Annotated in this window: 17 protein-coding genes; 10 read left to right on the top strand and 7 right to left on the bottom strand. The window is 57.7% G+C overall.

What is annotated here, in order from left to right; translation table 11 throughout:
* Positions 1 to 157: 157 nt before the first annotated feature.
* The 3 genes from HER32_RS15475 (at position 158) to lysS (ending at position 5,288) form a co-directional block, all read left to right on the top strand.
* Complete coding sequence (locus HER32_RS15475; protein WP_168682512.1) at positions 158 to 2,305, top strand: carboxy terminal-processing peptidase; 2,148 nt, start codon at positions 158 to 160, stop codon at positions 2,303 to 2,305.
* 226 nt (positions 2,306 to 2,531) lie between these two features.
* Entirely contained in the window at positions 2,532 to 3,575 is a 1,044-nt protein-coding gene (locus HER32_RS15470; protein WP_232066274.1) for a hypothetical protein, read from the top strand.
* Between the two features lie 153 nt (positions 3,576 to 3,728).
* Complete coding sequence (lysS, locus tag HER32_RS15465) at positions 3,729 to 5,288, top strand: lysine--tRNA ligase (RefSeq protein WP_149070116.1); 1,560 nt, start codon at positions 3,729 to 3,731, stop codon at positions 5,286 to 5,288.
* Between the two features lie 263 nt (positions 5,289 to 5,551).
* On the opposite strand, the gene HER32_RS15460 is transcribed toward lysS, so the two are convergent.
* Together HER32_RS15460 and HER32_RS20365 are read right to left on the bottom strand one after the other, a co-directional pair.
* Positions 5,552 to 5,908, bottom strand: a complete 357-nt coding sequence (locus tag HER32_RS15460) for a YtxH domain-containing protein (RefSeq protein ID WP_168682511.1) — start codon at positions 5,906 to 5,908, stop codon at positions 5,552 to 5,554.
* A 136-nt stretch (positions 5,909 to 6,044) separates the two neighbouring features.
* Entirely contained in the window at positions 6,045 to 6,479 is a 435-nt protein-coding gene (locus tag HER32_RS20365) for a YtxH domain-containing protein (protein ID WP_149070118.1), read from the bottom strand.
* 242 nt (positions 6,480 to 6,721) lie between these two features.
* Between HER32_RS20365 and HER32_RS15450 the strand changes: the two genes are divergently transcribed.
* Together HER32_RS15450 and HER32_RS15445 are read left to right on the top strand one after the other, a co-directional pair.
* Positions 6,722 to 6,973 (top strand): Kazal-type serine protease inhibitor domain-containing protein, encoded by a 252-nt coding sequence (locus tag HER32_RS15450; protein WP_168682510.1) that lies wholly within the window; start codon positions 6,722 to 6,724, stop codon positions 6,971 to 6,973.
* A 12-nt stretch (positions 6,974 to 6,985) separates the two neighbouring features.
* The gene (locus tag HER32_RS15445) at positions 6,986 to 7,354 is read left to right on the top strand and encodes a cupin domain-containing protein (RefSeq protein ID WP_149070120.1); all 369 of its coding nucleotides are present in this window, start codon (positions 6,986 to 6,988) and stop codon (positions 7,352 to 7,354) included.
* 81 nt (positions 7,355 to 7,435) lie between these two features.
* On the opposite strand, the gene HER32_RS15440 is transcribed toward HER32_RS15445, so the two are convergent.
* The 3 genes from HER32_RS15440 to HER32_RS15430 all read right to left on the bottom strand — a co-directional run bounded on the left by HER32_RS15440 (position 7,436) and on the right by HER32_RS15430 (position 10,272).
* Positions 7,436 to 8,200: a LytR/AlgR family response regulator transcription factor gene (locus HER32_RS15440; protein WP_149070121.1), complete on the bottom strand. Its 765-nt coding sequence runs from the start codon at positions 8,198 to 8,200 to the stop codon at positions 7,436 to 7,438.
* A gap of 107 nt (positions 8,201 to 8,307) precedes the next feature.
* On the bottom strand, positions 8,308 to 9,348 hold the full coding sequence (locus tag HER32_RS15435) for a sensor histidine kinase (protein WP_168682509.1): 1,041 nt from the start codon (positions 9,346 to 9,348) through the stop codon (positions 8,308 to 8,310).
* Between the two features lie 147 nt (positions 9,349 to 9,495).
* Positions 9,496 to 10,272: a hypothetical protein gene (locus HER32_RS15430; protein WP_168682508.1), complete on the bottom strand. Its 777-nt coding sequence runs from the start codon at positions 10,270 to 10,272 to the stop codon at positions 9,496 to 9,498.
* 191 nt (positions 10,273 to 10,463) lie between these two features.
* Here HER32_RS15430 and HER32_RS15425 point away from each other — a divergent pair, with 191 nt between their 5' ends.
* Entirely contained in the window at positions 10,464 to 11,330 is an 867-nt protein-coding gene (locus tag HER32_RS15425; RefSeq protein WP_149070124.1) for a dienelactone hydrolase family protein, read from the top strand.
* A 10-nt stretch (positions 11,331 to 11,340) separates the two neighbouring features.
* Complete coding sequence (locus tag HER32_RS15420) at positions 11,341 to 11,901, top strand: hypothetical protein (protein WP_168682507.1); 561 nt, start codon at positions 11,341 to 11,343, stop codon at positions 11,899 to 11,901.
* Between the two features lie 110 nt (positions 11,902 to 12,011).
* Here the strand turns inward: HER32_RS15420 and HER32_RS15415 are convergent, their stop codons facing one another.
* Positions 12,012 to 13,589 (bottom strand): M28 family metallopeptidase, encoded by a 1,578-nt coding sequence (locus HER32_RS15415; protein WP_168682506.1) that lies wholly within the window; start codon positions 13,587 to 13,589, stop codon positions 12,012 to 12,014.
* Between the two features lie 524 nt (positions 13,590 to 14,113).
* Here HER32_RS15415 and HER32_RS15410 point away from each other — a divergent pair.
* The 3 genes from HER32_RS15410 to HER32_RS15400 all read left to right on the top strand — a co-directional run bounded on the left by HER32_RS15410 (position 14,114) and on the right by HER32_RS15400 (position 20,131).
* On the top strand, positions 14,114 to 17,353 hold the full coding sequence (locus HER32_RS15410; RefSeq protein ID WP_168682505.1) for a SusC/RagA family TonB-linked outer membrane protein: 3,240 nt from the start codon (positions 14,114 to 14,116) through the stop codon (positions 17,351 to 17,353).
* A 27-nt stretch (positions 17,354 to 17,380) separates the two neighbouring features.
* Complete coding sequence (locus HER32_RS15405) at positions 17,381 to 18,832, top strand: RagB/SusD family nutrient uptake outer membrane protein (RefSeq protein ID WP_168682504.1); 1,452 nt, start codon at positions 17,381 to 17,383, stop codon at positions 18,830 to 18,832.
* Between the two features lie 504 nt (positions 18,833 to 19,336).
* Entirely contained in the window at positions 19,337 to 20,131 is a 795-nt protein-coding gene (locus tag HER32_RS15400) for an alpha/beta fold hydrolase (RefSeq protein ID WP_168682503.1), read from the top strand.
* 689 nt (positions 20,132 to 20,820) lie between these two features.
* On the opposite strand, the gene HER32_RS15395 is transcribed toward HER32_RS15400, so the two are convergent.
* The gene (locus tag HER32_RS15395) at positions 20,821 to 21,663 is read right to left on the bottom strand and encodes a LysR substrate-binding domain-containing protein (RefSeq protein ID WP_168682502.1); all 843 of its coding nucleotides are present in this window, start codon (positions 21,661 to 21,663) and stop codon (positions 20,821 to 20,823) included.
* Positions 21,664 to 21,670 lie beyond the last annotated feature (7 nt).

Raw genomic sequence — 21,670 nt, 5'->3', positions numbered from 1 at the left:
GGCCCGCAGCGCCCTTATGCAGGTACGTGGGCACTTATTTCTAGGAGAAACACGTTTTAAGAACAACCGGACATGGCGGCAGACGCGTACCTTACAGACCGGCTTTTGCATACGCTTTTGCGTATATTTGTTTAGGACTCTTTTACCCCTCGGATTCATGTCTTCATTCCGATTGAAAATAGGTTTGTATGCCTTCTTGGTGACAGCAGTGTTTGTGCTGGCCTCATACAAATTGTACCACCGTGGTTCCGATACGCGTAGTCCGCAAAAGGACGAGGTGTTGATCAAGGCTATGCTCCAAGGCCTGTCTCAGGCCCACTATCAGCCCGAAAAAGTAGACGATAACTTCTCTAAGCGGGTATTCGACTTATACCTGAAGCGCGTTGACTACAACAAGATGTTCTTGCTGCAGTCGGACGTAGCCCAGCTGCGCAAGTACCAGAACAGCATTGATGATCAGGTAAAAGCCGGGACGCACGAGTTTCTGGACCTGAGCACGAAGTTGATTGACCAGCGCACCAAAGAGGTGCAGGCCCTTTACCGCGACATCCTGTCGAAACCTTTTGACTTCGCTACGGAGGAATCGGTAGAAACGGACTCTGACAAGCTCTCCTTTCCTGCTGATAAGGCAGCGCAGCGCGAGCAGTGGCGTAAGTTCCTGAAGTACGAAACCATGCTGCGTATTTCGGAGATGATGGATGCGCAAAGCAAAGCTAGCGGTAAGAAGCCCGCTGGCTCCCCTCAGTCCAGTACTACTGCCGCCGCAGAACCGGTACGAACACCCGCCGAGATGGAGGCCGAGGCCCGCAAGCGGGTGCTTAAGAACTATAACGACAAGTTCAGCGACCTGCTGCAGAACGACGCCAACGACCGGCTGGCTCTCTACGCCAATACCATTGCCAACACCTACGACCCGCACACGGAGTACTTCGCTCCCCGCGACAAGGAAAACTTTGACCTGGCCATGACTGGCCGCTTTGAAGGCATTGGCGCCACGCTGAAGGAACAGGAAGGCCAGATCAAAGTAGATGATATTCTACCCGGCTCGGCCTCCTACCGTCAGGGTGAGCTTAAGAAGGGAGACGTGATTATGCGCGTAGCCCAGGGTGCCGACGAGCCGGTTTCGGTAGAGGGCTGGCGCTTGGACAAGGCCATTTCCCTGATCCGGGGCAAGAAAGGCACGGAAGTGCGCCTTACGGTGAAGAAGCCCGATGCTAGCATTAAGGTCATTCCTATCATCCGCGACGTGGTGATTCTGGAAGAAACCTACGCGCAGTCAGCCGTCATCAACGAGAATGGCAAGAAAATCGGCTACCTCCGTCTACCTACCTTCTATGCCGACTTCAACGACAACGGCGGCCGCAGCAGCGCCACCGATGTGCGTAAAGAGCTGGAAAAACTGAAAAAAGAAAACGTCGATGGCGTAGTGTTCGACCTGCGCTACAATGGTGGCGGTTCCTTACAGGATGCGGTAGAAATGGCCGGCCTCTTCATTGATAGTGGCCCGGTTGTGCAGGTTCGCTCCGGCCAGGGCGCCCCAACGGTGCTCAACGACCGTGACCCCCGCGTGCAATACAGTGGTCCGCTGGTGGTACTGGTGAATAAGTATAGCGCCTCAGCTTCGGAGATTCTGGCTGCCGCTATTCAGGACTATAAGCGTGGTGTGGTCATGGGCTCGGCCAGCACCTACGGCAAAGGCACCGTACAACGCATCTTCGATCTGGATGATGTGCTGGGTGACTTCAGCAGCCTTAAGCCGTTTGGCTCGCTCAAGCTCACAACGCAAAAGTTTTACCGCATCAATGGTGGTTCGACGCAGTTTAAAGGGGTAGTACCCGATATTATTCTGCCCGATGCGCTAAGCTACCTCGACCAAGGCGAGAAGGAGCAGGAGTATGCCTTGAAGTGGGACGAAATTGGTCCAGCCCGTTATAAGACCTGGAACTCGCCATCCGTACCCTTCGATAAGATCAAGGCGCAAAGTCAGGCCCGTATTGCCGGCAGCGCCTCTTACAAGATGGTTTCGGAAATGGTACAGCGCATGCGCAAGCGGAAGGATGAAACCAACGTTTCCCTGAAGCTCTCTACTTTCCGTACGGAGCAGGAAAAAGCCAAGCTGGAGTCGGACCGGTATGAGGAGATGAAGAAGACGGCCCCTACCCTCGCCATTGCGCCATTGGCTACCGATGTGCAGGCATTGGGCACTGATTCGGTGAAAGTGAACCGGGCTTCCCGCTTTACAAAAACGCTGAAAACGGATATTGACCTCCGGGAGGCAGTAGCCGTGGTGAAAGATCAGCTCTAAGCTGCTCACTTATTCGAAAGGCCCTCCGCAAGCTGTTGTGGAGGGCTTTTTTTGTCAATAGCCCTTTACCTATCACACTTAGCAAATAGATCTATATAAAGCAGCTATTTACAACTATGATAATTATCTTTAACTCTATAAATTTCAGGCACTTAATCCGGTAAAATAATTGCGAATATTTTTAGCAAACAAGCAACTGTTTTTTATCTTGTCATGTTAACAATGCATGACAGACAACATGGAAAACAACATCATTCCGCTTGTACTGACGGACGAGCAGAAACAAGCCGAGGAAACGTGGCGCAAATCCATTCCGGCCCAGGTTTTCCTTAACTACTTCTTCGCTATCAACTACCACATTCAGGAGGCTGATGATGCCTTGGGTGGGTTGCAGCATTTGCCTTTCTTTCGGGCGCATCAGGCCGAGCTAACGACGCAGGACGTGCAGGCAGTTACCCGTTTGCTACACGCTTGCTGGAGCACGGAGTATGCCTTGCGGGCCACGGCTGAGCTGGGTGACGAGGATTATTTGCGCAATGCCCTGCACTGGACATTTCCGCAGGCTTACCACGCCATTATGGCGGGCTTGCAGGCTTTCCTGTACACGGCGGGCGTCCGCAGCAACAACCCTTCGCTGATTCGGCGCGAGGTTGGCCGCCTAGTCGTGCGCAATGCCTATCCCCGCCCGATTTCCTTTTACGCTGCTGGCTCCTACGGCGACTTTAGCATCCACCGGCTGCCGCTGGCGGGCTACAAGCCTGGGCTGCACATTGCCGGTAAGGAAATCGAAGCTCAGGCCCAGATTGGCCAGTTCCTGCGCACCACCCGCAAGCTAAAAGCGCAGTGGACTCGCCAGCAGGTTCAGGCTAACGCCAACACGGCCATTCGCAGCCAAAAAACCGGCAAGCCGCTGGATAAGTGGACGGCCACGCATTGGCAGCAGATTACCTGGCGCCTCGGCTATACCACCATCTTCGATTTGCTGGGCCGCCTGCGCATCTCCCAGACCAGCCGTGAGATTGAGCGCTACGTGGAAGCGGAAATCGACTTTAAGCTTTTCCACCAGTCCCTGCTCAACATCGTGAGCTACCTCAACGGGCTGCACGAAAGCTACGTGGCCAAAGCCATGGGGCTGTCGCAGTATGAGCAGTTGATTGCCGAATTACCCAAGCACCTGCAAGGGTCCTTTGTAGTGGAACGCTTGCGCAAACAAGTGCAGCCGCTGCTGAGCGACTCTCAGCCCGAGGTCCAGATGGGCATTGCTGCCTAACGCTACTCAAAGCCTTACTGCATATACACGTAAACGCTGCTCCTTTGGGGCAGCGTTTTTTGTTTTTAGCTGAGCCAGGCCCAATTATCAAAACCCGCATAAAGCGTAACGCTCAGTGTGTACCTTTGCAGGCTTATTCAACGACCTACTTTCATGCAGCACCTCAGCGAACAGGAGCAGCTTCGCCGCCACAAGCTGGCGGAACTTCAAAAGCTCGGCATCGAGCCCTACCCCTCCGAGCTGTACGACGTGAATTTCTACGCGCAGGAAATTCATGACAACTACCACCCCGAGCTCAACAACTTCCAGGAAGTGAGCCTGGCAGGCCGGCTGATGTCGGTGCGGGTGATGGGTAAAGCCTCGTTTGCCGAACTCATGGATACGACGGGCCGCATCCAGCTTTACGTAAACCGCGACGAAATCTGCCCCGGCGACGACAAGGAGCTGTATAACACTGTCTTCAAGAAGCTGCTCGACCTGGGCGACTTCGTGGGCGTGAAAGGCTACGTGTTCAAGACGCAGGTAGGCGAAACCTCCATTCACGTGAAGGAGCTGAAGGTGCTCAGCAAAGCGCTGCGCCCCTTGCCAGTCGTCAAGGAATCGGTGGATGAGCAGGGCAACAAAACGACCTATGATGCCTTCACGGACCCCGAGCAACGCTACCGCCAGCGCTACGTGGACTTGGTAGTGAACCCGCACGTGCGCGACGCTTTCGTGAAGCGCACCCAGTTGGTGCAGGCCATGCGCAACTACCTCAACGACAAAGGCTACTTGGAGGTGGAAACGCCCATTTTGCAGCCTTTGTATGGTGGTGCGGCAGCTCGGCCCTTCAAAACGCATCACAACACGCTGGACATGACGCTTTACCTGCGCATTGCCAACGAGCTGTACCTCAAGCGCCTTATTGTGGGCGGCTTCGACGGGGTGTACGAATTCTCGAAGGACTTCCGCAATGAGGGCATGAGCCGCTTTCACAACCCGGAGTTCACTCAGATGGAGCTGTACGTAGCCTACAAGGACTACTACTGGATGATGGACCTGGTGGAGGAAATGGTAGAGCGCGTAGCCCTGGCCCTGCACGGCAAGACCGAAGTGCAGGTAGGCCAGAACCTGATCAACTTCCAGCGTCCCTGGAAGCGCTTCACCATGGCCGAGTCTATCCAGCACTTCACGGGGGTGGATATTTCGGAGTTGGATGAGGCCGGCCTGCGTGCCGCGGCCCAGCAGCTGCACGTGCCACTGGACCCCAGCATGGGCAAAGCCAAAATCATCGACGAGATATTTGGGGAGCACGTGGAGCCCAAGCTCATTCAGCCCACGTTCATAACCGACTACCCGGTGGAAATGTCGCCGCTGGCCAAGAAGCACCGCGACAAGCCGGGCCTGGTGGAGCGCTTTGAGGCTATCTGCAACGGCAAGGAAATCTGCAATGCTTTCTCCGAGCTGAACGACCCTATTGACCAGCGCCAGCGTTTCGAAGACCAATTGGAGCTGGGCAAGCGCGGCGATACTGAGGCTATGGTGCTTGACGAGGACTTCCTGCGGGCCCTGGAGTACGGCATGCCGCCCACGGCTGGCCTGGGCATCGGCATTGACCGGCTGAGCATGATTATGACCAACTCCAACTCCATCCAAGACGTGCTGTTCTTCCCGCAGATGAAGCCGGAATACACGAAATCGGAAAATGCGCCGAAACCTGAAACCCAGGAATAAGCGAGCAGCCCTAAAATCAAAAAGCCTCCTGCAGTAAAAATTGCAGGAGGCTTTTCTTTACAAGAAACTTACCCTTCCAATTGCCTGGGTACCTAAAGAAATGTGCGATGGACAAGTCTGATTTTACTACCGGGCTGTTAAACCAATCCTGGTAGAAGCTCCTACTGTCGGCAATTTTGCTTTAGCCTTAAGCAATTTTCTTTCAAGCTCTTGTTACAGTCTTTAACGGAAGCAATACCCGGAGGTTACTGAAAGCCCGAATCTTACACTTCACCCTGCTTTTCGGGCGTTGGGGCGGTACCGCTCTCGGTGGTAGCGGCCGGCGCTTCACTCAGGCTGCTGCCACCGAGAGCGGTGCTGTCCAGGTCATTCAGCAGGGAGTCGGCGGCGGAGCGGTCCGAGGAATGCTCTGCGGATACACCGCCCGTTTTCAGGTCATTCAGCCGGCTCAGGCCTTCCTTGAGCAGCTTGGAGAGGTCGTCGGAAAAGCGGCTGGCTGATTGCCGCAGGCCAGCCCGGGTTTCGTCCCCGGTTTCGGGCGCCAACAGCAAACCGGCAATAACGCCAGCGGAAGCCCCGGCCAGCAGCGACAAAATGATTTTACCCTTGTCGTCTTTCATAAAGCAAAAGGAAGTAAAAGGTGAACAACTCGCGTGTGTGGCAAGATAACGGAGAAGCGGAAAAAGGGTTGATAAAAAAAGCCCTTCCCCGGAAAGGGGGAAGGGCTTTTGATTCGTTATGCACGTTGCCGTCGACTTACAGATCGTTCAGCAGCTTGTGGATTTCGCGCTTGCCTTTGCCCAGCTTCTGCTGCAAACGGCCTACGAGGTCTTCTTCCTGACCTTCGGCATACTCCAGATCTTCGTCCGTGAGCTGCGCGTACTGCTGACGCAGTTTGCCTTTGGCTTCGTTCCAGTCGCCTTTCAGCTTGAGGCTGCTGCCGGGCAGCGTTACGCCGAGGTCTTCGAGCTTCTCTACGTAGCCTTTGAATTTGGCATCCAGCTCTTCGCCGTACTTCGACAGCTGCTCACCAAACTGGCCGCTGTATTTAGTAGCTACGGTGCCCAGCTTTTCGCGGGTAGCCTTGCCTTTGTCGGGGGCCATCAGCAGGCCGGCAATGATACCAGCACCGGCGCCAGCTAGGGCAGCGAGGAGAATTTTACCAGAGTTGTCTTCTTCGTGATACGACATGAGTAGGGAGAGAATGGAAGTGAATGATTGAGGTATACTGGAAGCTGATGCCTCCGGCTGGCCGGCTGCGGCCCAAACATAAGCAGGAGCAGCCAAACCTGATGCCCTGCCTATACGCAGGCTTTTGCCGGGGGTTATACGGGAGCCACAAAAAAATAGCTTTTGGCTAATACTCCCACATCTGCGGTCCGTTTTGTTTAGGCTTGCGTACTTTGGCGCAATCTTCACCTACTTACTTTGCTATGAAAATTCTGTTTGCGGCGCCCTTCCTGCTTGCGGCCCTCGCGGGTGGCTGTCAAACCTCGGATAGCCCGGCTACTACTGCAAAGGAGTGCATCGATGCCTCCAAAATCCGGAAGGATGCCATGTGCACGATGCAGTACGACCCAGTATGTGGCTGCGACGGCAAAACGTATGGCAATGCGTGCCAGGCCAGCAACGCTGGCGTAACGAGCTTTACTAAAGGGGAATGCCCCCCTGCGTCTACCAACTAGTTTTGCTGCCCTATGTCCGACAAACGTTATATTCTGAACCCTGCGCCCTTTGTGGTACCCACCACCGATGGCAAGCTCATTGAGGAGCACGTAGGCCACGCCAGCACCGGCACCGGCCAGTACAGCCTGGCGCACATGGTGGCCCCGCCGCATTGGAGTGAGCCCCACCAAACTCCCGAATTCGACGAAATCACCATTGTGGTGCGCGGCCGCAAGCGGTTTGAAATTGATGGCGAAACCGTGGAGTTGCAGGCCGGGCAAGCCCTGCTGATCAAAGGAGGCGCTCGGGTGCGCTACTCCAACCCCTTCGACGCCGAGTGCGAGTATTGGTCGGTGTGCGTACCGGCCTTCAACCCTGCTACCGTAAACCGGGAGGAATAACCGGGCTAATTGGCGGCAACAGCAAGGCCCGGTCTTTCCTCACTCAGGGAACTGCCGGGCCTTGCTGCTGCCAAGCAGTTGTTATTTCAGGCCCAGCCAGCGCCGCAGCTCTGGGGTGCGGTGGGTGCTGGCGGTAAGGCTCACGGGCTGCCCACGCAAGTGTACCACCAGCGTATCGTTGAAGTAAGGCTCCAGCCGCTCAATGGCGCTTAGCTGCACGATTTCGGTGCGATTTAGGCGGAAAAAGCGGGTCGGATCGAGCTGGGCTTCCAGCTGGCTGAGGGTTTCGTTGAGTACATAGTCCCGCCCCTGAGCGTCGTAGGCGTGGGTAACGCCGTTGCGCAGCTGAAAATACAGCAGATTGGCCACCTCGAGCAGGTACAGGCCCTGGCGGGTTTTACTGACAAGCCGCTGCTTATGGGTCGGAGCCGGCGTGGCCTGGCCCAGCGTGGCGGCCAGTTGCTGCAGCGCCGCTCCCTGAAACGACTGCCGCAGCCGCTCAAACTTCTGCATGGCGGCGGCAAACTGCGCGTACTGGACTGGCTTAAGCACGTAGGCAATGCCATTCTGCTCGAAGGCTTGCACCAGAAACGAGTCGTAGGCCGTGACGAAGATGACGGGGCTGCTAACGGCCACCTGCCCGAACAGCTGAAACACGTTGCCGTCCAGCAGTTCGATATCCGACAAAATCAAATCGGGGGCCGGGTGCTGGCGCAGGAACTCCACGGCTTCGCTCACCTGCTGGCACTCGCCCACAATGGTGGCGGCCGGCGCGTACTGCAAGGCAAAGCGGCGGAGTTGGTCGAGAGCGGGTTCCTCGTCTTCAATCAACAGCAGACGCAGCATAGGAAGTGAGTAGTGAGTAGTGAGTAGTGAGTAGTGAGTAGTGAGTGGCTACGCGGAGAGGGTGTCAAAACTGGGTAAAAAGCGCAGAAAACGCGGCAGAATTCAGTTTACGCTGGCACCAAGGCCCGGCGCACCAGGGGCAGCGTAACGCTGAAATGCTCGGGCGTGTCGTCGATACGCACGGGCGTATCATGGAGCAGGGCCAGGCGGGCACGCAGCCCGGCCAGGCCACTGCCTTCGCCGGTTGCCGGCACCGGGCGGGGTTGGCGGGCGTGGCTTATCTGCAGGCTGGTGGCCGTGAGGGTGAGGCGCACGCGCAACGGCCGGGCACGGCTGCCCAGGTTGTGCTTGAGGGCATTGGTAAGCAACTCCTGCCCTACCCCGGGCGGAATCAGCAGCTGCTGCAACTCATCGGCGGAGATCTGTACATCTTCCTCAAACACGTACGCCGCCCCAAAGCGCCGCTGCAGCAGAAACTGGTAGTCGCGCAGGAAGGCCATTTCTTCGGCCACCGGCACGGCATCGTGCTGGCGAGTGCGCACCAGGTAGCGGTATAGGCTGGCCAGATGGGTGACGTAGTCGTGGGCGGCGGTATTGGCAGGCTCGATTAGAGCGGCCAGGATGTTGAGGTTGTTGAACAGAAAATGCGGATCGACGTGCTGCTGCAGGGCCTGCAGGCGGGCCTGGGTGGCTTCTTTTTCCAGGCGCTCCACCTCCACTCGCACCTGGGCAGCGTGCTGCTGGTACAGAAACGGCAGGTACACGCTGCCTACCAACAGGTACAGAAATATATCCGACGAAAGGTTACGCACCACCGGGTACCAGCCGGCGTAATTGTCGTGCCCAATGTGGGTGAACTCCAGCACCGCTGTGAGCAGCTGCGTCAGGCCCACAAACAGCAGCGCCCCGCGCCACAGCAGCCCAAAGAAGTAGCGGGCCTGCCCCGACGCCTGCCCCCGGCGCAAGGCCCGGGCGTGCAGCCGGTCCAGCAGCCACACAATCAGCAGGGCCTGCAGAAACGTCCAGAACGGCGCATCCGGGAACAGGTAAAAGTCCTCCGCCGTTACGGCCATGGTCAGGCGCGTGTACAGCGCCAGCAGTAACGACAGCGCGAACATGAACAGGTAGAACCAGGGCTTTTTGCGCATGCGTAACGGATTTTAGCGGTAAGCTAGCCAAACTCCCCTGTCATCCTGCGCTTGCGAAGGACCTTGTCACGCATGAACAGACTGTTACAACGTGGTAAGAACCTTCGCAAGCGCAGGATGACAGACTCGTTTTCTGCTGTCACAGATTTAGAATTGGCCGGCCGGCTTCATCTCCTTGCCGGTTTCGTCGAGGAAGCGCAGCACAGGCTGGTTGTTTTTATCGACCCCGATGGTCAGGCGAGTGCGGCCCTGGCTGTCCTTAAAGTCGAGGGTGGACTGGTCGGTGTTGGCCACCATCATCATGCGGGTGGCCCCGCGCTGATCGGCCATAATTACGGCCGAGGAGCGGCCGGCAGTAGTTCCCACGTACATGCGCGTCATCAGCCCCAGCTTGCCTTCCTTCTGGGCTTGCTGCTTTTCCTCGGGCGTGGCGTTCTTGTACTTCTCGTTCAGCACGGCCACCGATTCCTCAGGAGCATCGTTGAAGGTGAGGCCGGCCTTGTAGCCCCCGCCCTGTTCCTGGTAGTTGAGCGCAATAACCTGGTCCTGCCCAAACCGGTCGAACGACAGGTGGCCCCCGGCCGAAGGCTTGCCATCCGGGCCCTTCTCACCGCCGAAGATTAGACCACCGCACTCCTCGCCCTTGTCATTGTAGAACAATATGCCGGGGTGGGGCCGCTTGTAGTCGATGTGCTTGCCGTCGATGGTGACGCCCTGCGGAAACCGCTCCTTGTTGCTCATCATCATCTTCACGGTGCCGTCGCGCTCCACCAGGTTCAGGCGCTCTACCGATATTTCGCCGAAACGCACTGGCTTATCGGGCTTGCCGAAGGCGCAGAGCAGGGCTACCGCCGGGACTAGCAGCGTGCTTAGTGCGTAGGCTTTTAGAAATTTCACGTCGCGGGTAAGCTTGTTCGTGTCCATAGCAAAAGAAGTGGTTGAGGGTTGATTGATGACCCAAAACTGCGCTTGCGCTGCCCCAAATGCAGGCACTTTCGCGGGAGTGCCGGAAAAATCGTGCGAGTGCCGGAAACTGAGGCGCGAGTGCCTAAAGCGCCGGTGCAGCTTCGGGCGGGTTTACCTATCTTTCTCCACCACTTCCCCTTCCCCGCCGCATGGATCAGCGCATCATCAACCTGTTCGACGAATACACCCACGCCCCGCTTAGCCGCAAGGATTTCCTGGACCGCCTCGTGAAGTTAACCGGCGGCACGGCCCTGGCAGCCGCGGCCCTGGCAGCCCTGGAGCCCGGTTACGCGCAGGCGGCTACCCCCGGCGACAACGAGAAAAGCAAGCTGGTAGCGGAAGAAGTAACCTGGCCCGGCGACGCCGGCGTGACCATGAAGGGTTTGCTGGTGCACCCCAAAGACAAGAAAAAGCGCGGGGCCGTGGTGGTCATTCACGAAAACCGGGGCCTCACGCCGCATATCAAAGACGTAACCCAACGCGTAGCCCAGGCCGGGTACCTGGCCCTGGGCGTGGATGCGTTATCGGTGTTCGGGGGTACGCCCGCCAACGAAGACGAAGGACGCACGCTCATCGGCAAGCTGGACAAGCCCCAGAACCTGAACAACTACCTCGCCGCCTTACGCTACCTGCGCGCCCGCCCGGAAAGCAACGGCCGCACCGGCTGCGTGGGCTTCTGCTGGGGCGGGGCTATGGCCAACCAGCTGGCCCTGCACGACCCGCAGCTAAACGCCGCCGTGGCGTACTACGGAACCCAGCCCGAAGCCACCGCCGACCTCACCCGCATCAAAGCTCACCTCATGCTGCACTACGCCGGCCTCGATGAGCGAGTCAATGCCGGTAAGGACACCTACGAAACCGCCCTGAAAGCCGCCGGTGTGCCGTTTGAACAGTTCGTGTATGAGGGTGTCAATCACGCCTTCAACAACGACTCCTCCCCCGCCCGCTACAATGCCGAAGCCGCCAAGCTAGCCTGGGAACGGACACTGCGGCTATTCAAAGAGCAGCTAGGGTAACTCTGTACATATGGAGCCCTTAATCGGTATTGGTTTCTGGCGTAGCCTGCTGGAGCCAGAACTGCCTGACCCAGCTTGGTTTATTGATGCGCAGTGGCCGCAGCACGAACGCCAGATGGTGCTGGACTATTTACTCCAAGGCAAGCCCTTGTGCTACTGGATGGGGTACAGCTGGTGCCGTTTTCGCTGCGGCACTGCAGCGGCGAGCATGGGCGCTGCGGACCTTACAGATGGCACTTATTGCTGGCCGGAGGGACTCGCGCATTATGTACATCGTCACCTGGTTCGTTTACCAGAATCTTTTGTTCAGTATGTGCTTGGTCAGGCTAGCTTCCCTACTGCGGCAACCACTGCCGTACCTGAGAGTTGCCCGGTAGATATGACTTGGTGGCAGCAGCAAGCAGGTTGGAACCCCAAGGCCTGTTCTTTTCCTGCGGAAACAGATGAACAAGCTCAGCGAACAATCCGGGCATTTGAAAGAGAAATGGTTTTAGAGCCTTCTATGCTTACACACGCCGCGTGTAAAGCCCGAACGCACCTAATAAAGCAGTGGCGGGCTAAAAACAGCTGAGAGCATAATCCACTCGACTAACCATCTGGCTCTAGGAAAACAACAATGCCCCACTGGTTGCTGTAAGCGAAAGCAACCAGTGGGGCATTAGGCCTTTGGGCCCTTGGAGACTACATTCGTCCTTCCGGCTTAGCGGCGGACAGGGGCTTACGCGGCAGCTTGGCGTCGCGCATGGCGGCTTGGTACACGAAAGAGGCCACCACTACTGAGGCCTGCTTGAGGTCGTCGGCGGGGAGCCGCTCGTAGGTGTCCATGTTGGTGTGGTGGGTGCGGGTGCCATAATCGAGTGGGTCTTGGATAAACTGGAAGCCGGGTAGGCCCACGGCATCAAACGAGAGGTGGTCGGTGCCGCCGGTGTTGCGTAGCGTGACGGTGGTAGCACCCATATCAGCAAAGGGCTTCAGCCAGTCCTGGAAAATGGGAGCCACTGCTTCGTTGCCCTGGGCATAAATGCCCCGGATTTTGCCGGCCCCGTTGTCGAGGTTGAAGTAGGCAGCCAGCTTCTCGTGCTCGGGCAGCAGTTGCATGGTAGCAGGGTCGGCGAAGTGGTTTTTCACGTAGCCGCGGGAGCCGTGCAGGCCCTGCTCCTCCTCGCCCCAGAGTGCAATGCGAATGGTGCGGCGGGGCTGCACGCCGGTGGCTTTCAAAATACGGACAGCTTCCATCATGATGGCGCAGCCGGCAGCATTGTCGGTGGCACCGGTGGCAGCGTGCCAGGAGTCGAGGTGGCCGCCCAGCATTACTACTTCACTTTTCAGCTTTTTGTCGGTGCCGAGGATTTCGGCTACCACGTTGTAGCCCTTCAAATCCTGGGTTTGAAAGCGGGTGCGGGTTTCAAGTTCAATTTCCACGGGAATGCCCGCTTCGGCCAGCCGAATCAGGCGCAACTGGTCTTCGGGAGCCATTTCCAGCTCGGGCAGCACGGGCTTGGCGTCGACGGCATAGGGTGCCCCATTGCTGGTGAAGAACGTGCCATCGGAACCGCCGCGGGAACTTAGCACGGCGGCGGCACCTTCGCTCACCAGCATGTCGGCCAGCTTGGTGCGCAGGGCCATCAGGGCTTTGCGCTCGGCCAGGCGCTTTTCTGCTTCCGCATCGGCGGGGCGAGCTGCGGTGGGCACTTCGGGCTTGAAGTCAGCCATTTTCTTCAACTCCTCGTCGGTGTAGCGCCAGGCATCGGGTTCAAAGGACGGCTTGGGCACATTCGTCACGTTCAGCAGCACAATTTTGTCGCGCAGTTGCCCTTTGTACTTATCAAGCTCGGCTTCAGTGGCAGCCTTCACGACCACCACCGCTTTTTTAAGCGCCCCGTTCGTGCCCGGCGTCCAGGCTTTGGGCGCCCCAATGAGGGTATGGTAGTACGGCGCCGTCATGGCGACGTACGATTTTTCGATGTCCCAGCCCCGCCCGAAGGTACCCCAAGGCTCAATAGCAGCTTTGGCTAGGCCCCAGTCGGCAAGCTGCTTTTTGGTCCACTCGTTGGCGCGGTTCAGGCCTTCAGAGTTAGCCAGGCGCGGGCCGCACACGTCGGTCAGGTAAAAGGCCGTTTCCATCACCTTGGAGCGGTTTAGGCCCTCGTCTTTGATTTTGGCCAGAGTGGCAGCATCGGCCTTGGTGCCTTGCTGGGCCATTACGGGCGCCGCCAGCGTGAGGCCACCCGCCAATACGAGGAGTTGGTATGAAAGCATACAGGAACAACTAATAAAGGATTCGAAGCCAAAGAACCGCGAATCAGCAGACCGTTGCAGGCGTTGCGCCCAGGCAATGCCTTAGACGACACGGCCACCACCTGAGCCCGCGCGGCTAAGTAGTCAGCGCCTGTCAGACTGCACAACCCTCGTCAGGTATCCGCCTTAAAGGGCCAGCCAGTACCATAGCTATGTTGGGGAATCGGTGCCTGAGAAGATTTATCTGAGATAAAAGAACACATAGCATTTTCGGCTAAAAAGTCGATTTATGACTTAACTCAGCACCCTCTATGGTTGCATCGCCTCTAAAATAAATTTGATCATATAGGTAATATTACATTAAGCGTCTAAACATATCATTTATCTATATGTTACTAAAACAAGCATATCCAGGGCTTATTGTCAAAAACAACAAGAAATTCTAGTTGTTTAGCCAATACGAATGTATAATTGCCTTACCATCCCCCAACTCAGCCTAAACAGCTGAACACATTAAAACCTCTTTAATCACAACTCTCTAACCCATGAGAAAACTCTTACTTCTGACTTTCCTGTTGGTGGTAGGCCTGGGGCAAATTGCACTAGCGCAGGACCGCACCATAACAGGCCGTGTCACGGACCGTGATACGAACGAAGGTCTGCCGGGCATCACTGTATTGCTGAAGGGCACGACCATTGGTGTTTCCACCAACACCGACGGCACCTACACTCTTTCGTTACCAGCGGCAGGCGGTACCCTTTCCTTTTCGTCCATCGGCTATACGTCAGTAGAGCGGAGTGTAACCAATGAAAGCCGGTTGGATGTGATTATGGCCGCCGACACCCGCCAGCTAAGTGAAGTAGTAGTGACCGGCTTTGGCATTGCGCAGGAGCGGAAGGAACTCACCGGCGCTATTGCCACCGTGAAGGCCCGGGACTTCGAGAACCAGCCCATCGTCAGCGTCGACCAGGCTTTGCAGGGCCGCGCGGCTGGGGTGCAGGTTACGCAAAACTCCGGCACACCGGGCTCCGGTATTGCCGTGCGCGTACGGGGTAGTGCTTCCATCGGGGCCGGCAACGAGCCGCTCTACGTGATTGATGGCCTGCCCATCAACACCGGCAGCTACACCAACGTGGGCACCGGGGGCCAGCTCACTAACGCCCTCTCCGACCTGAACCCGAACGACATCGAATCGATTGAAGTGCTAAAGGACGCCGCTGCCGCCGCTATTTACGGCTCCCGCGGTTCCAACGGCGTAGTGCTCATCAGCACCAAACGGGGTAAAGCCGGCCGCACCCGCGTGGGCATCGACTACTACCGGGGTGCGCAGACGGCCTGGAAAAAGCCCGAGGCCCTCACCGGCCAGCAGCAGACGGAACTGTTCCTGGATCAGGCACGCAACCGCTACCCGCTTGTTAACGGCCAGATTTCGGCCTTTGGGGTAAACTGGCGCAGCTACGCCGACCTGACGGGTTACCTGTTCAGTGATGCCAACCTGGGCGTAGACGACCAAGGCCAGTACATCATCATCGACAACGGGGACGGCATCCGCGACCTGGCTCAGTTCCAGGACCCCAGCACGGCACCCAACACCAACTGGGCCAATGAAATTCTGCGCACCGCGCCCATCACCAACCACGAGCTGAACATCAGCGGCGGCACGGATCGGAACTCTTACCGGGTAAGCGGCAGCTACTTCAGCCAGGACGGTATCATCATCGGCTCGGGCTTCAACCGCGCCAGCGGCCGCATCGTGCTGGACAACAAGCTGTCGGACCACATCCGGATGGGCTTAAACCTGGGCCTGAACCGCGGCGTGAACACCCGGATTCAGAACGATAACAACATCAACGGGGTACTGAGTACGGCCGTGCTGGTGGCCAGCGACATTCCGGTGTTCCGCCCCGATGGCACCTACGCCAAAGACCCGGCCTCATCCACCGAAAACCCCCTGGCCGCCGCCCGGGAGCCTTATCTGAAAGGCATCAGCTCCCGCGTGATTGGCACGCACTACACCGAGTTTGAGTTTATTAAGGACCTGAAGTACCGGGCTACTTTCGGCCTCGACTACCTCCAGTTCAAGGACGAAGCCTTCTTCCCGACCACCACGAACACGGGCCGGGGTACCAACGGCTCAGGCATTGCAGCCATCAACACCGACGCCAACTTCAACCACATCAGCTCGTTCCTGTACACCAAGACTTTCGGCGACCATACGCTGAACGGCCAGGTGGTGCTTGACTACCAGCAGAGCACGTTCAACTCCGTTATTGCCCAGGGCACCGGCTTCCCCGGCAACACGGTACGGCAGCTGGCCGCCGCCGCCGTGAAAACCAACGCCTCTTCCAGCGAAACCCAGTACCGCCTGTTTGGCACGCTGGTGCGGGTCAACTACAACTTCCGGGACAAGTACCTGCTGGGTGCCAGTGTGCGCCGCGACGGTTCTTCCCGCTTCGGGGTAAACAACCGCTACGGTATTTTCCCGGCTGCCTCGGTGGGCTGGCGCATCTCGGAAGAAGCTTTCCTGAAAGACAATAGCATCGTTTCGGATGTGAAGTTGCGCGCCAGCTACGGCGAAACGGGTAACCAGGAGGTGGGCAACTTCGCCTCCCGCGGCCTGATCAACACCGGGGCCAACTTCCAGCAAGTGGGTGGTCTGGCCATTGGGCAGCTTGAGAACCGCAACCTGCAGTGGGAGCGGACGGCTACTGCCAACGTAGGCCTCGACGTGGGCCTGATTGACAACCGCGTGTACCTGGCCGTAGATGCCTACAACCGCGACACGCGCGACCTGCTCCTCGACCGTCTGGTACCCGGCAATACGGGTTACCTCTCCTACAGCGAGAATATCGGCAACATGCGTAACCGCGGGCTGGAAGTGTCGCTAAACACTGTGAACGTGCGCGCCGAAGAGCCTGGTAATTTCAGCTGGGAAACGAACTTCAACATTGCCTTCAACCGCAACGAAGTGACCAAGCTGACGGAAGGCGACCAGGGCTCGGCCCGGGGCTTTGCCAGCTGGCTTGCTGTAGGTCAGCCGCTGGGGGCCTTCCGGGGTTACCGCGTAGAAGGCATCTTCCAGACCCAGGAGGAAATTGATGCGCTGGATGCCGCCGCTCGGGCGGCTACCGGCTCGGCTACGGCCCGCTACCAGGCGGCTCTCACCCGCCCCGGCGACATTAAGTTCCGCGACATCAACGGCCGCGACGCGAATGGCAACCTTACGGGCCGCCCCGATGGCCGCATCACCGGCGACGACCAGGAAATTCTGGGCAATGCCCAGCCCAAGTTCTTTGGGGGCCTGACGAACACCATCCGCTGGAAAGGCTTCGACCTGAGTGCCTTTATTCAGTACAGCTACGGCAACAAGATTTACAACAACAACATTGCTTTTGCCCAGGGTATGAACGGCGTATTTGGCCAGGATGCTTCCGTGCTGAACCGCTGGACGCCGAGCAATACCAACACCAACGTGCCCCGGGCCGTGTACGGCGACCCGAACAACAACCGTCGGGTCTCGGACCGCTTCATCGAAGATGGTTCCTATGCCCGCCTCAAAAACCTGACCATCGGCTACACCGTGCCTCAGGCAGTTACCCAGCGCTTTAAGCTAAGCTCCCTGCGCGTGTATGCTCAGGCCCAGAACCTGGTGACGCTCACCGACTACTCCGGCCTCGACCCGGAAGTAAACACCTTCAGCGGGTCCAACACAGCGTTGGGTACCGACTTCCTGGTTTTCCCGCAGGCCCGCACCATCACCGGCGGTATCAGCCTGGGTTTCTAATCTCTCCCCTTTACTTCTCTGATTTTCATGGTACATATTCGTTCTTTTAGCCGCCGCCTGCTGCCCGCAGCACTGATGCTTACCCTGGGCTTCGGCGGCTCGTCCTGCGAGAAAATTCTGGACGTAGAGCCCCAGAACAGCCTGGATGCCACGGCGGGCCTGAAAACGCCGGCCGATATCCAAGCGGCAATCCGGGGCAGCTACGACATTCTGCAGAGCGCCAACTACCTGGGCCTGCGCTACCAGCTGTTTGCCGATCTGGGGGCCGATAACGCCCGCCACACGGGCACGTTTCCCAGCTTCGCCAACATTGCCAACGCAGCCATCCTGCCCGACAACGTGGAGCTCACGAACATGTGGAACACGATTTACGCGGGCATCAACCGCGTGAACTACGTTATCCAGCAGGCGGAGCGCCTGAACGACCCCAGTTTCGACAAGAACACTGCACTGGCTGAAGCTCGTGCTTTGCGGGCTTTCCACTATATGAACCTACTGGCCTACTGGGGCGGCACGCCGGCTGGCTACGGCTACGCCGGTGGCGTAGGCGTACCGCTGCGCCTGACGCCGACCACCAGCATCACGGGGGAAGAAATCAAGCCCATTGCCCGGAGCACGGAAGCCGAAGTAGTAGCCGCTATTCGGGAAGACCTGGATTTTGCGGCCCAAACCCTACCGGGCGAACGTAGCACCAAGGCTTATATCGGTAAGGCAACTGTGCTGGCCTTACGTGCCCGCCTGGAACTTCGTCTGCGCAACTATGAAGCAGCGGCTGACTATGCCTCGCAGGTAGATGCAACACTGCAGGGCTTGACCCCCGCCAAGTCGCTAGCAACCAACATTACAGGCGCTAGCTACGACGCCATATTTTCGCAGAAGTTCTCGTCAGAGTCGATTTGGGAGCTAGGTTTTGATCCGGTAGACGGTAACACCCTTGCTTTCTTCTGGTTTCCAGCCGCCTCGGGCGGCCGCAATGAAGTAGATCCGGCCACGGGCCTGGGGCCCGCACACGAGGCCGGCGACCTGCGTCGGAACGTGAATGTGGTAACGGCTGCTACTGCTGTACCCGGCGTTTTTCCCAGCGGTACTACTCGTAAATATTACCGCATAGCTTCCAGCGACGATAACGTGATTCTGGTTCGCAGCGGTGAAGTGGTCCTAACTTGGGCAGAAGCCTTGGCCCGCACTGGACAGTTGGAGTCGGCGGCAACATTGGTGAACCGCGTCCGGGCCCGGGCCGGTCTGGCAGCACTATCCGCCGAAACCACGGCCGATCAGACTTTGCTGGTAAATGCCATTCTGAAGGAGCGCCGGGTAGAGCTAGCCAACGAAGGCTTCCGCTGGTTTGACCTGCGTCGCACCGGGCTGGTACAGATGACGCTGCCCTTGGTTACCCAGGAGTTCCGCAACCTGTGGCCCATTCCCCAGCGCGAGCTGCAGACCAGCAACGGCCTCATCGTGCAGAACACCGGTTACTAGTTTTAACTTACAAGCCGCTTACAAAAGCCTCCCTGGTTATCCAGGGAGGCTTTTTTTGCTTTTAACCATAGATTTTCCAAATAGCTACTCTCCGCTCGGACTTATGGAAGCCCACTGCCTTAGGAGAAGTAGCGTGCGGGCAGACCAAAGCGCCAGTGCCTGATTCGGCCAGGTCGGGCAGTGCCTAACGCGCAGGCGGGCGCTAAGCAGGTGTAGTAGCACGGGCATAGCTTCCATACTCCTTCTCAATGTTCCAGCCGCGGCCGAAGCTGCTCCAGGGCGCAAGGATGAGGGCACCCGGCACAGCAAAGAATGGACGAATCCAGCGCTTACAGTGGTACCTGTACGCCATAACCCCTGCGGTAGCTTCTCATTTTGATCCGACCTCCGCTACAGAGCCCCTACTGCTGAGCTTAGGGACCTGTCAAATGGCTAAAACTTGTTTATCGCCGATTAATTCTTAATATTCTTCTACAAAACCGGCAAACTTATCCTATTATACCCATGAATGCCTTAAAACGTAATAACGTCCACGTAGTCGGTCGGGGCCAGACTATGCTGCTATTTGTCAACGGCTTCGGCTGCGACCAAACTATCTGGCGCTACATGCTGCCGGCTTTGTCTGAGCATTACAGCATGGTGCTCTTCGACCACGTAGGCGCTGGCCTCTCCGATGCTACCACTTACAACCCATCTAAGTACGCGTCCCTGCACGGCTACGCGCAGGATCTACTCGAAATCTGCGAGGAACTCGATTTACACGAGGTGACGCTGGTGGGCCATTCCGTGGGGGCCATGATTGGGGCCCTGGCGGCAATTGGCGCGCCTGCGCGGTTCCGGCGCCTGCTGCTGCTCTGCCCCTCGCCCTGCTACCTCAACGAAGCCGGCTACCACGGTGGCTTTGACCGGGTCGATATTGAGAGCATGCTCAGCTTTATGGAGCGCGACTTCTCGGAGTGGGCCGATTCCTTCGTCCCGCTTATCATGGGCAACCCCGACCGCCCTTCCCTCTCGGACGAGCTGATTCTTTCCTTCTGCCGGAACGACCTGACCATTGCCCGGCAGTTTGCCCGCGTCACGTTCCTTTCCGACAACCGCTCCGACCTGGCCCGACTGCGCACACCCTGCCTGCTGCTGCAGTGCGCCGAGGATCTGATTGCTCCGCTCGAAGTCGGGGCTTACCTGCATACCTCCCTGCCCGGTTCCACACTGGTGACGCTGCCCGTCAGCGGGCACTGCCCGCACGTGAGTGCCCCGCGCGAAACGCTGGCGGCCATGGAAGCCTATATGGAGGCGTAGTACCGACGGCAAGCCTTGCGCGCCTCCGGGACGTGGCGGAGCAGTATGCCTATGGGACGACCCACGGCAGTATAGCGCGAGCCTGATTTAGTTTCCGCGCAAAATGCGGCGAAAAAGCTTTCTTTCCCGGCGCGCCAAGACCATTGAATTCATACGTTACCGTATCGGCGCCGGGAGATGCCGGCAGTTCTGCCCACCGGATTTTGAAACCGGCCAGTCGCAAATTGGTCGTCGCAGAAGACAGCCCGGAACCGAACGTGCACCACACCTACGAACTGTGCGTGCTTTCTTCCCTGCCCGACCGGACGATGTGTACGTGCCCCCCTAGCAGCACGCCGATTTGAGCAGTTACCTGATTGGTCCGGCTGAGAAGGAGCGGGCGAAAGGTGCATTGTGTTCCTAGTTGAATTTGCTACCCATCACCACCGACCAGCTCGCCCAGCACCTGCAGGAATTACAGGAGTTGTTGGCCCTGATACAACAGTTGCTGGAAGCCGGGGCGACGTGCCCTGGAGCATAGGAAAATGGTCCCCACATTGGCGCACAAACCCAGGCGAAGCAGACCCGTATCTGGACTCGGAACTTTAGCGGGAACGCCTCGTCGTGGAGCGGACCAACTTCTGGCTGGATAGTTTCAAGGCCTTGCTCATACGCTTTAAACAGCCGCTTCGTAGGCAGTAGATTGAACGTCAGTGCTTAAGGCGGCGAAGGACAAACTCTTCCAGCGTATTGACCGCGGTATTGTTGGCTACGTGCTTGATAAGCGAGGTATGCGTATCGGCCAGTTTCGGCAGCACAGCCGCATCAACAGCCTGCAAATCATCTGGGATCATGGTTTGGGGCATCACCGAAATGCCCATTCCCGCCCGCACAGCCGCAACCGCTCCCGCATAACTGGGGCTCGAAAAAACAAGTCGCCACGACCGGCTCGCTTGCTCAAGTGACCTAACGGCCGACGCCCGGTACACGCAGGGTTGCGGAGCCAAAATAAGGGGAACCGGTTTGGCGGGGTCGATCAGGCTCTGGTCGCCTACCCATTTGAGCGGCTCCGACCACACGTCCAGCCCGTTGGGCAAGTCTTCCGGTCGATTCATTTTCACCAAGACCAGGTCAAACTCATTCTTTTTGAAACGATCAAAAAGGTTGAGCGTCAAATCACATTCGATATTGAGCAGTATGCGCGGATGAATACGTGAAAAATCAGCCAGTATCTCCGCTAAATAGACACTGGCAAAATTCTCCGGCAGACCAAAGCGCACTTCTCCTTCGAGTTCGGGCTCTTTAAACCGGTCCAGTGCTTCCCGGTGAAGCGCAAAGATCCGGCGCGCGTACCCCAGAAAAACTTCTCCTTCGGGCGTAAGCGTAAACGCTTTACCCCGCACCAGCAACAACTTTCCCAGCAAGCTTTCCAGCTTACTCATCTGCTGACTAACAGCTGATTGTGTGCGCCCTACCCGCTCAGCCGCCTTGGTAAAACTACCCGTTTCGGCAACGGCAATAAAGCACTGCAGGGCTATTGTATCGATGTTCATAAGATTT

Source organism: Hymenobacter sp. BT18, from assembly GCF_012273015.1.
Taxonomy (GTDB): Bacteria; Bacteroidota; Bacteroidia; order Cytophagales; family Hymenobacteraceae; genus Hymenobacter; species Hymenobacter lutimineralis.
Note: the sequence above shows the minus strand (reverse complement) of the source record. Positions and strands in the feature narration are given on the sequence as shown.

Excerpts from the sequence above, each read along its gene's own strand:
- HER32_RS15475 (WP_168682512.1), top strand. The coding sequence starts at position 158 with ATGTCTTCATTCCGATTGAAAATAGGTTTGTATGCCTTCTTGGTGACA.
- HER32_RS15470 (WP_232066274.1), top strand. The coding sequence starts at position 2,532 with ATGACAGACAACATGGAAAACAACATCATTCCGCTTGTACTGACGGAC.
- lysS (WP_149070116.1), top strand. The coding sequence starts at position 3,729 with ATGCAGCACCTCAGCGAACAGGAGCAGCTTCGCCGCCACAAGCTGGCG.
- HER32_RS15460 (WP_168682511.1), bottom strand. The coding sequence starts at position 5,908 with ATGAAAGACGACAAGGGTAAAATCATTTTGTCGCTGCTGGCCGGGGCT.
- HER32_RS20365 (WP_149070118.1), bottom strand. The coding sequence starts at position 6,479 with ATGTCGTATCACGAAGAAGACAACTCTGGTAAAATTCTCCTCGCTGCC.
- HER32_RS15450 (WP_168682510.1), top strand. The coding sequence starts at position 6,722 with ATGAAAATTCTGTTTGCGGCGCCCTTCCTGCTTGCGGCCCTCGCGGGT.
- HER32_RS15445 (WP_149070120.1), top strand. The coding sequence starts at position 6,986 with ATGTCCGACAAACGTTATATTCTGAACCCTGCGCCCTTTGTGGTACCC.
- HER32_RS15440 (WP_149070121.1), bottom strand. The coding sequence starts at position 8,200 with ATGCTGCGTCTGCTGTTGATTGAAGACGAGGAACCCGCTCTCGACCAA.
- HER32_RS15435 (WP_168682509.1), bottom strand. The coding sequence starts at position 9,348 with ATGCGCAAAAAGCCCTGGTTCTACCTGTTCATGTTCGCGCTGTCGTTA.
- HER32_RS15430 (WP_168682508.1), bottom strand. The coding sequence starts at position 10,272 with ATGGACACGAACAAGCTTACCCGCGACGTGAAATTTCTAAAAGCCTAC.
- HER32_RS15425 (WP_149070124.1), top strand. The coding sequence starts at position 10,464 with ATGGATCAGCGCATCATCAACCTGTTCGACGAATACACCCACGCCCCG.
- HER32_RS15420 (WP_168682507.1), top strand. The coding sequence starts at position 11,341 with ATGGAGCCCTTAATCGGTATTGGTTTCTGGCGTAGCCTGCTGGAGCCA.
- HER32_RS15415 (WP_168682506.1), bottom strand. The coding sequence starts at position 13,589 with ATGCTTTCATACCAACTCCTCGTATTGGCGGGTGGCCTCACGCTGGCG.
- HER32_RS15410 (WP_168682505.1), top strand. The coding sequence starts at position 14,114 with ATGAGAAAACTCTTACTTCTGACTTTCCTGTTGGTGGTAGGCCTGGGG.
- HER32_RS15405 (WP_168682504.1), top strand. The coding sequence starts at position 17,381 with ATGGTACATATTCGTTCTTTTAGCCGCCGCCTGCTGCCCGCAGCACTG.
- HER32_RS15400 (WP_168682503.1), top strand. The coding sequence starts at position 19,337 with ATGAATGCCTTAAAACGTAATAACGTCCACGTAGTCGGTCGGGGCCAG.
- HER32_RS15395 (WP_168682502.1), bottom strand. The coding sequence starts at position 21,663 with ATGAACATCGATACAATAGCCCTGCAGTGCTTTATTGCCGTTGCCGAA.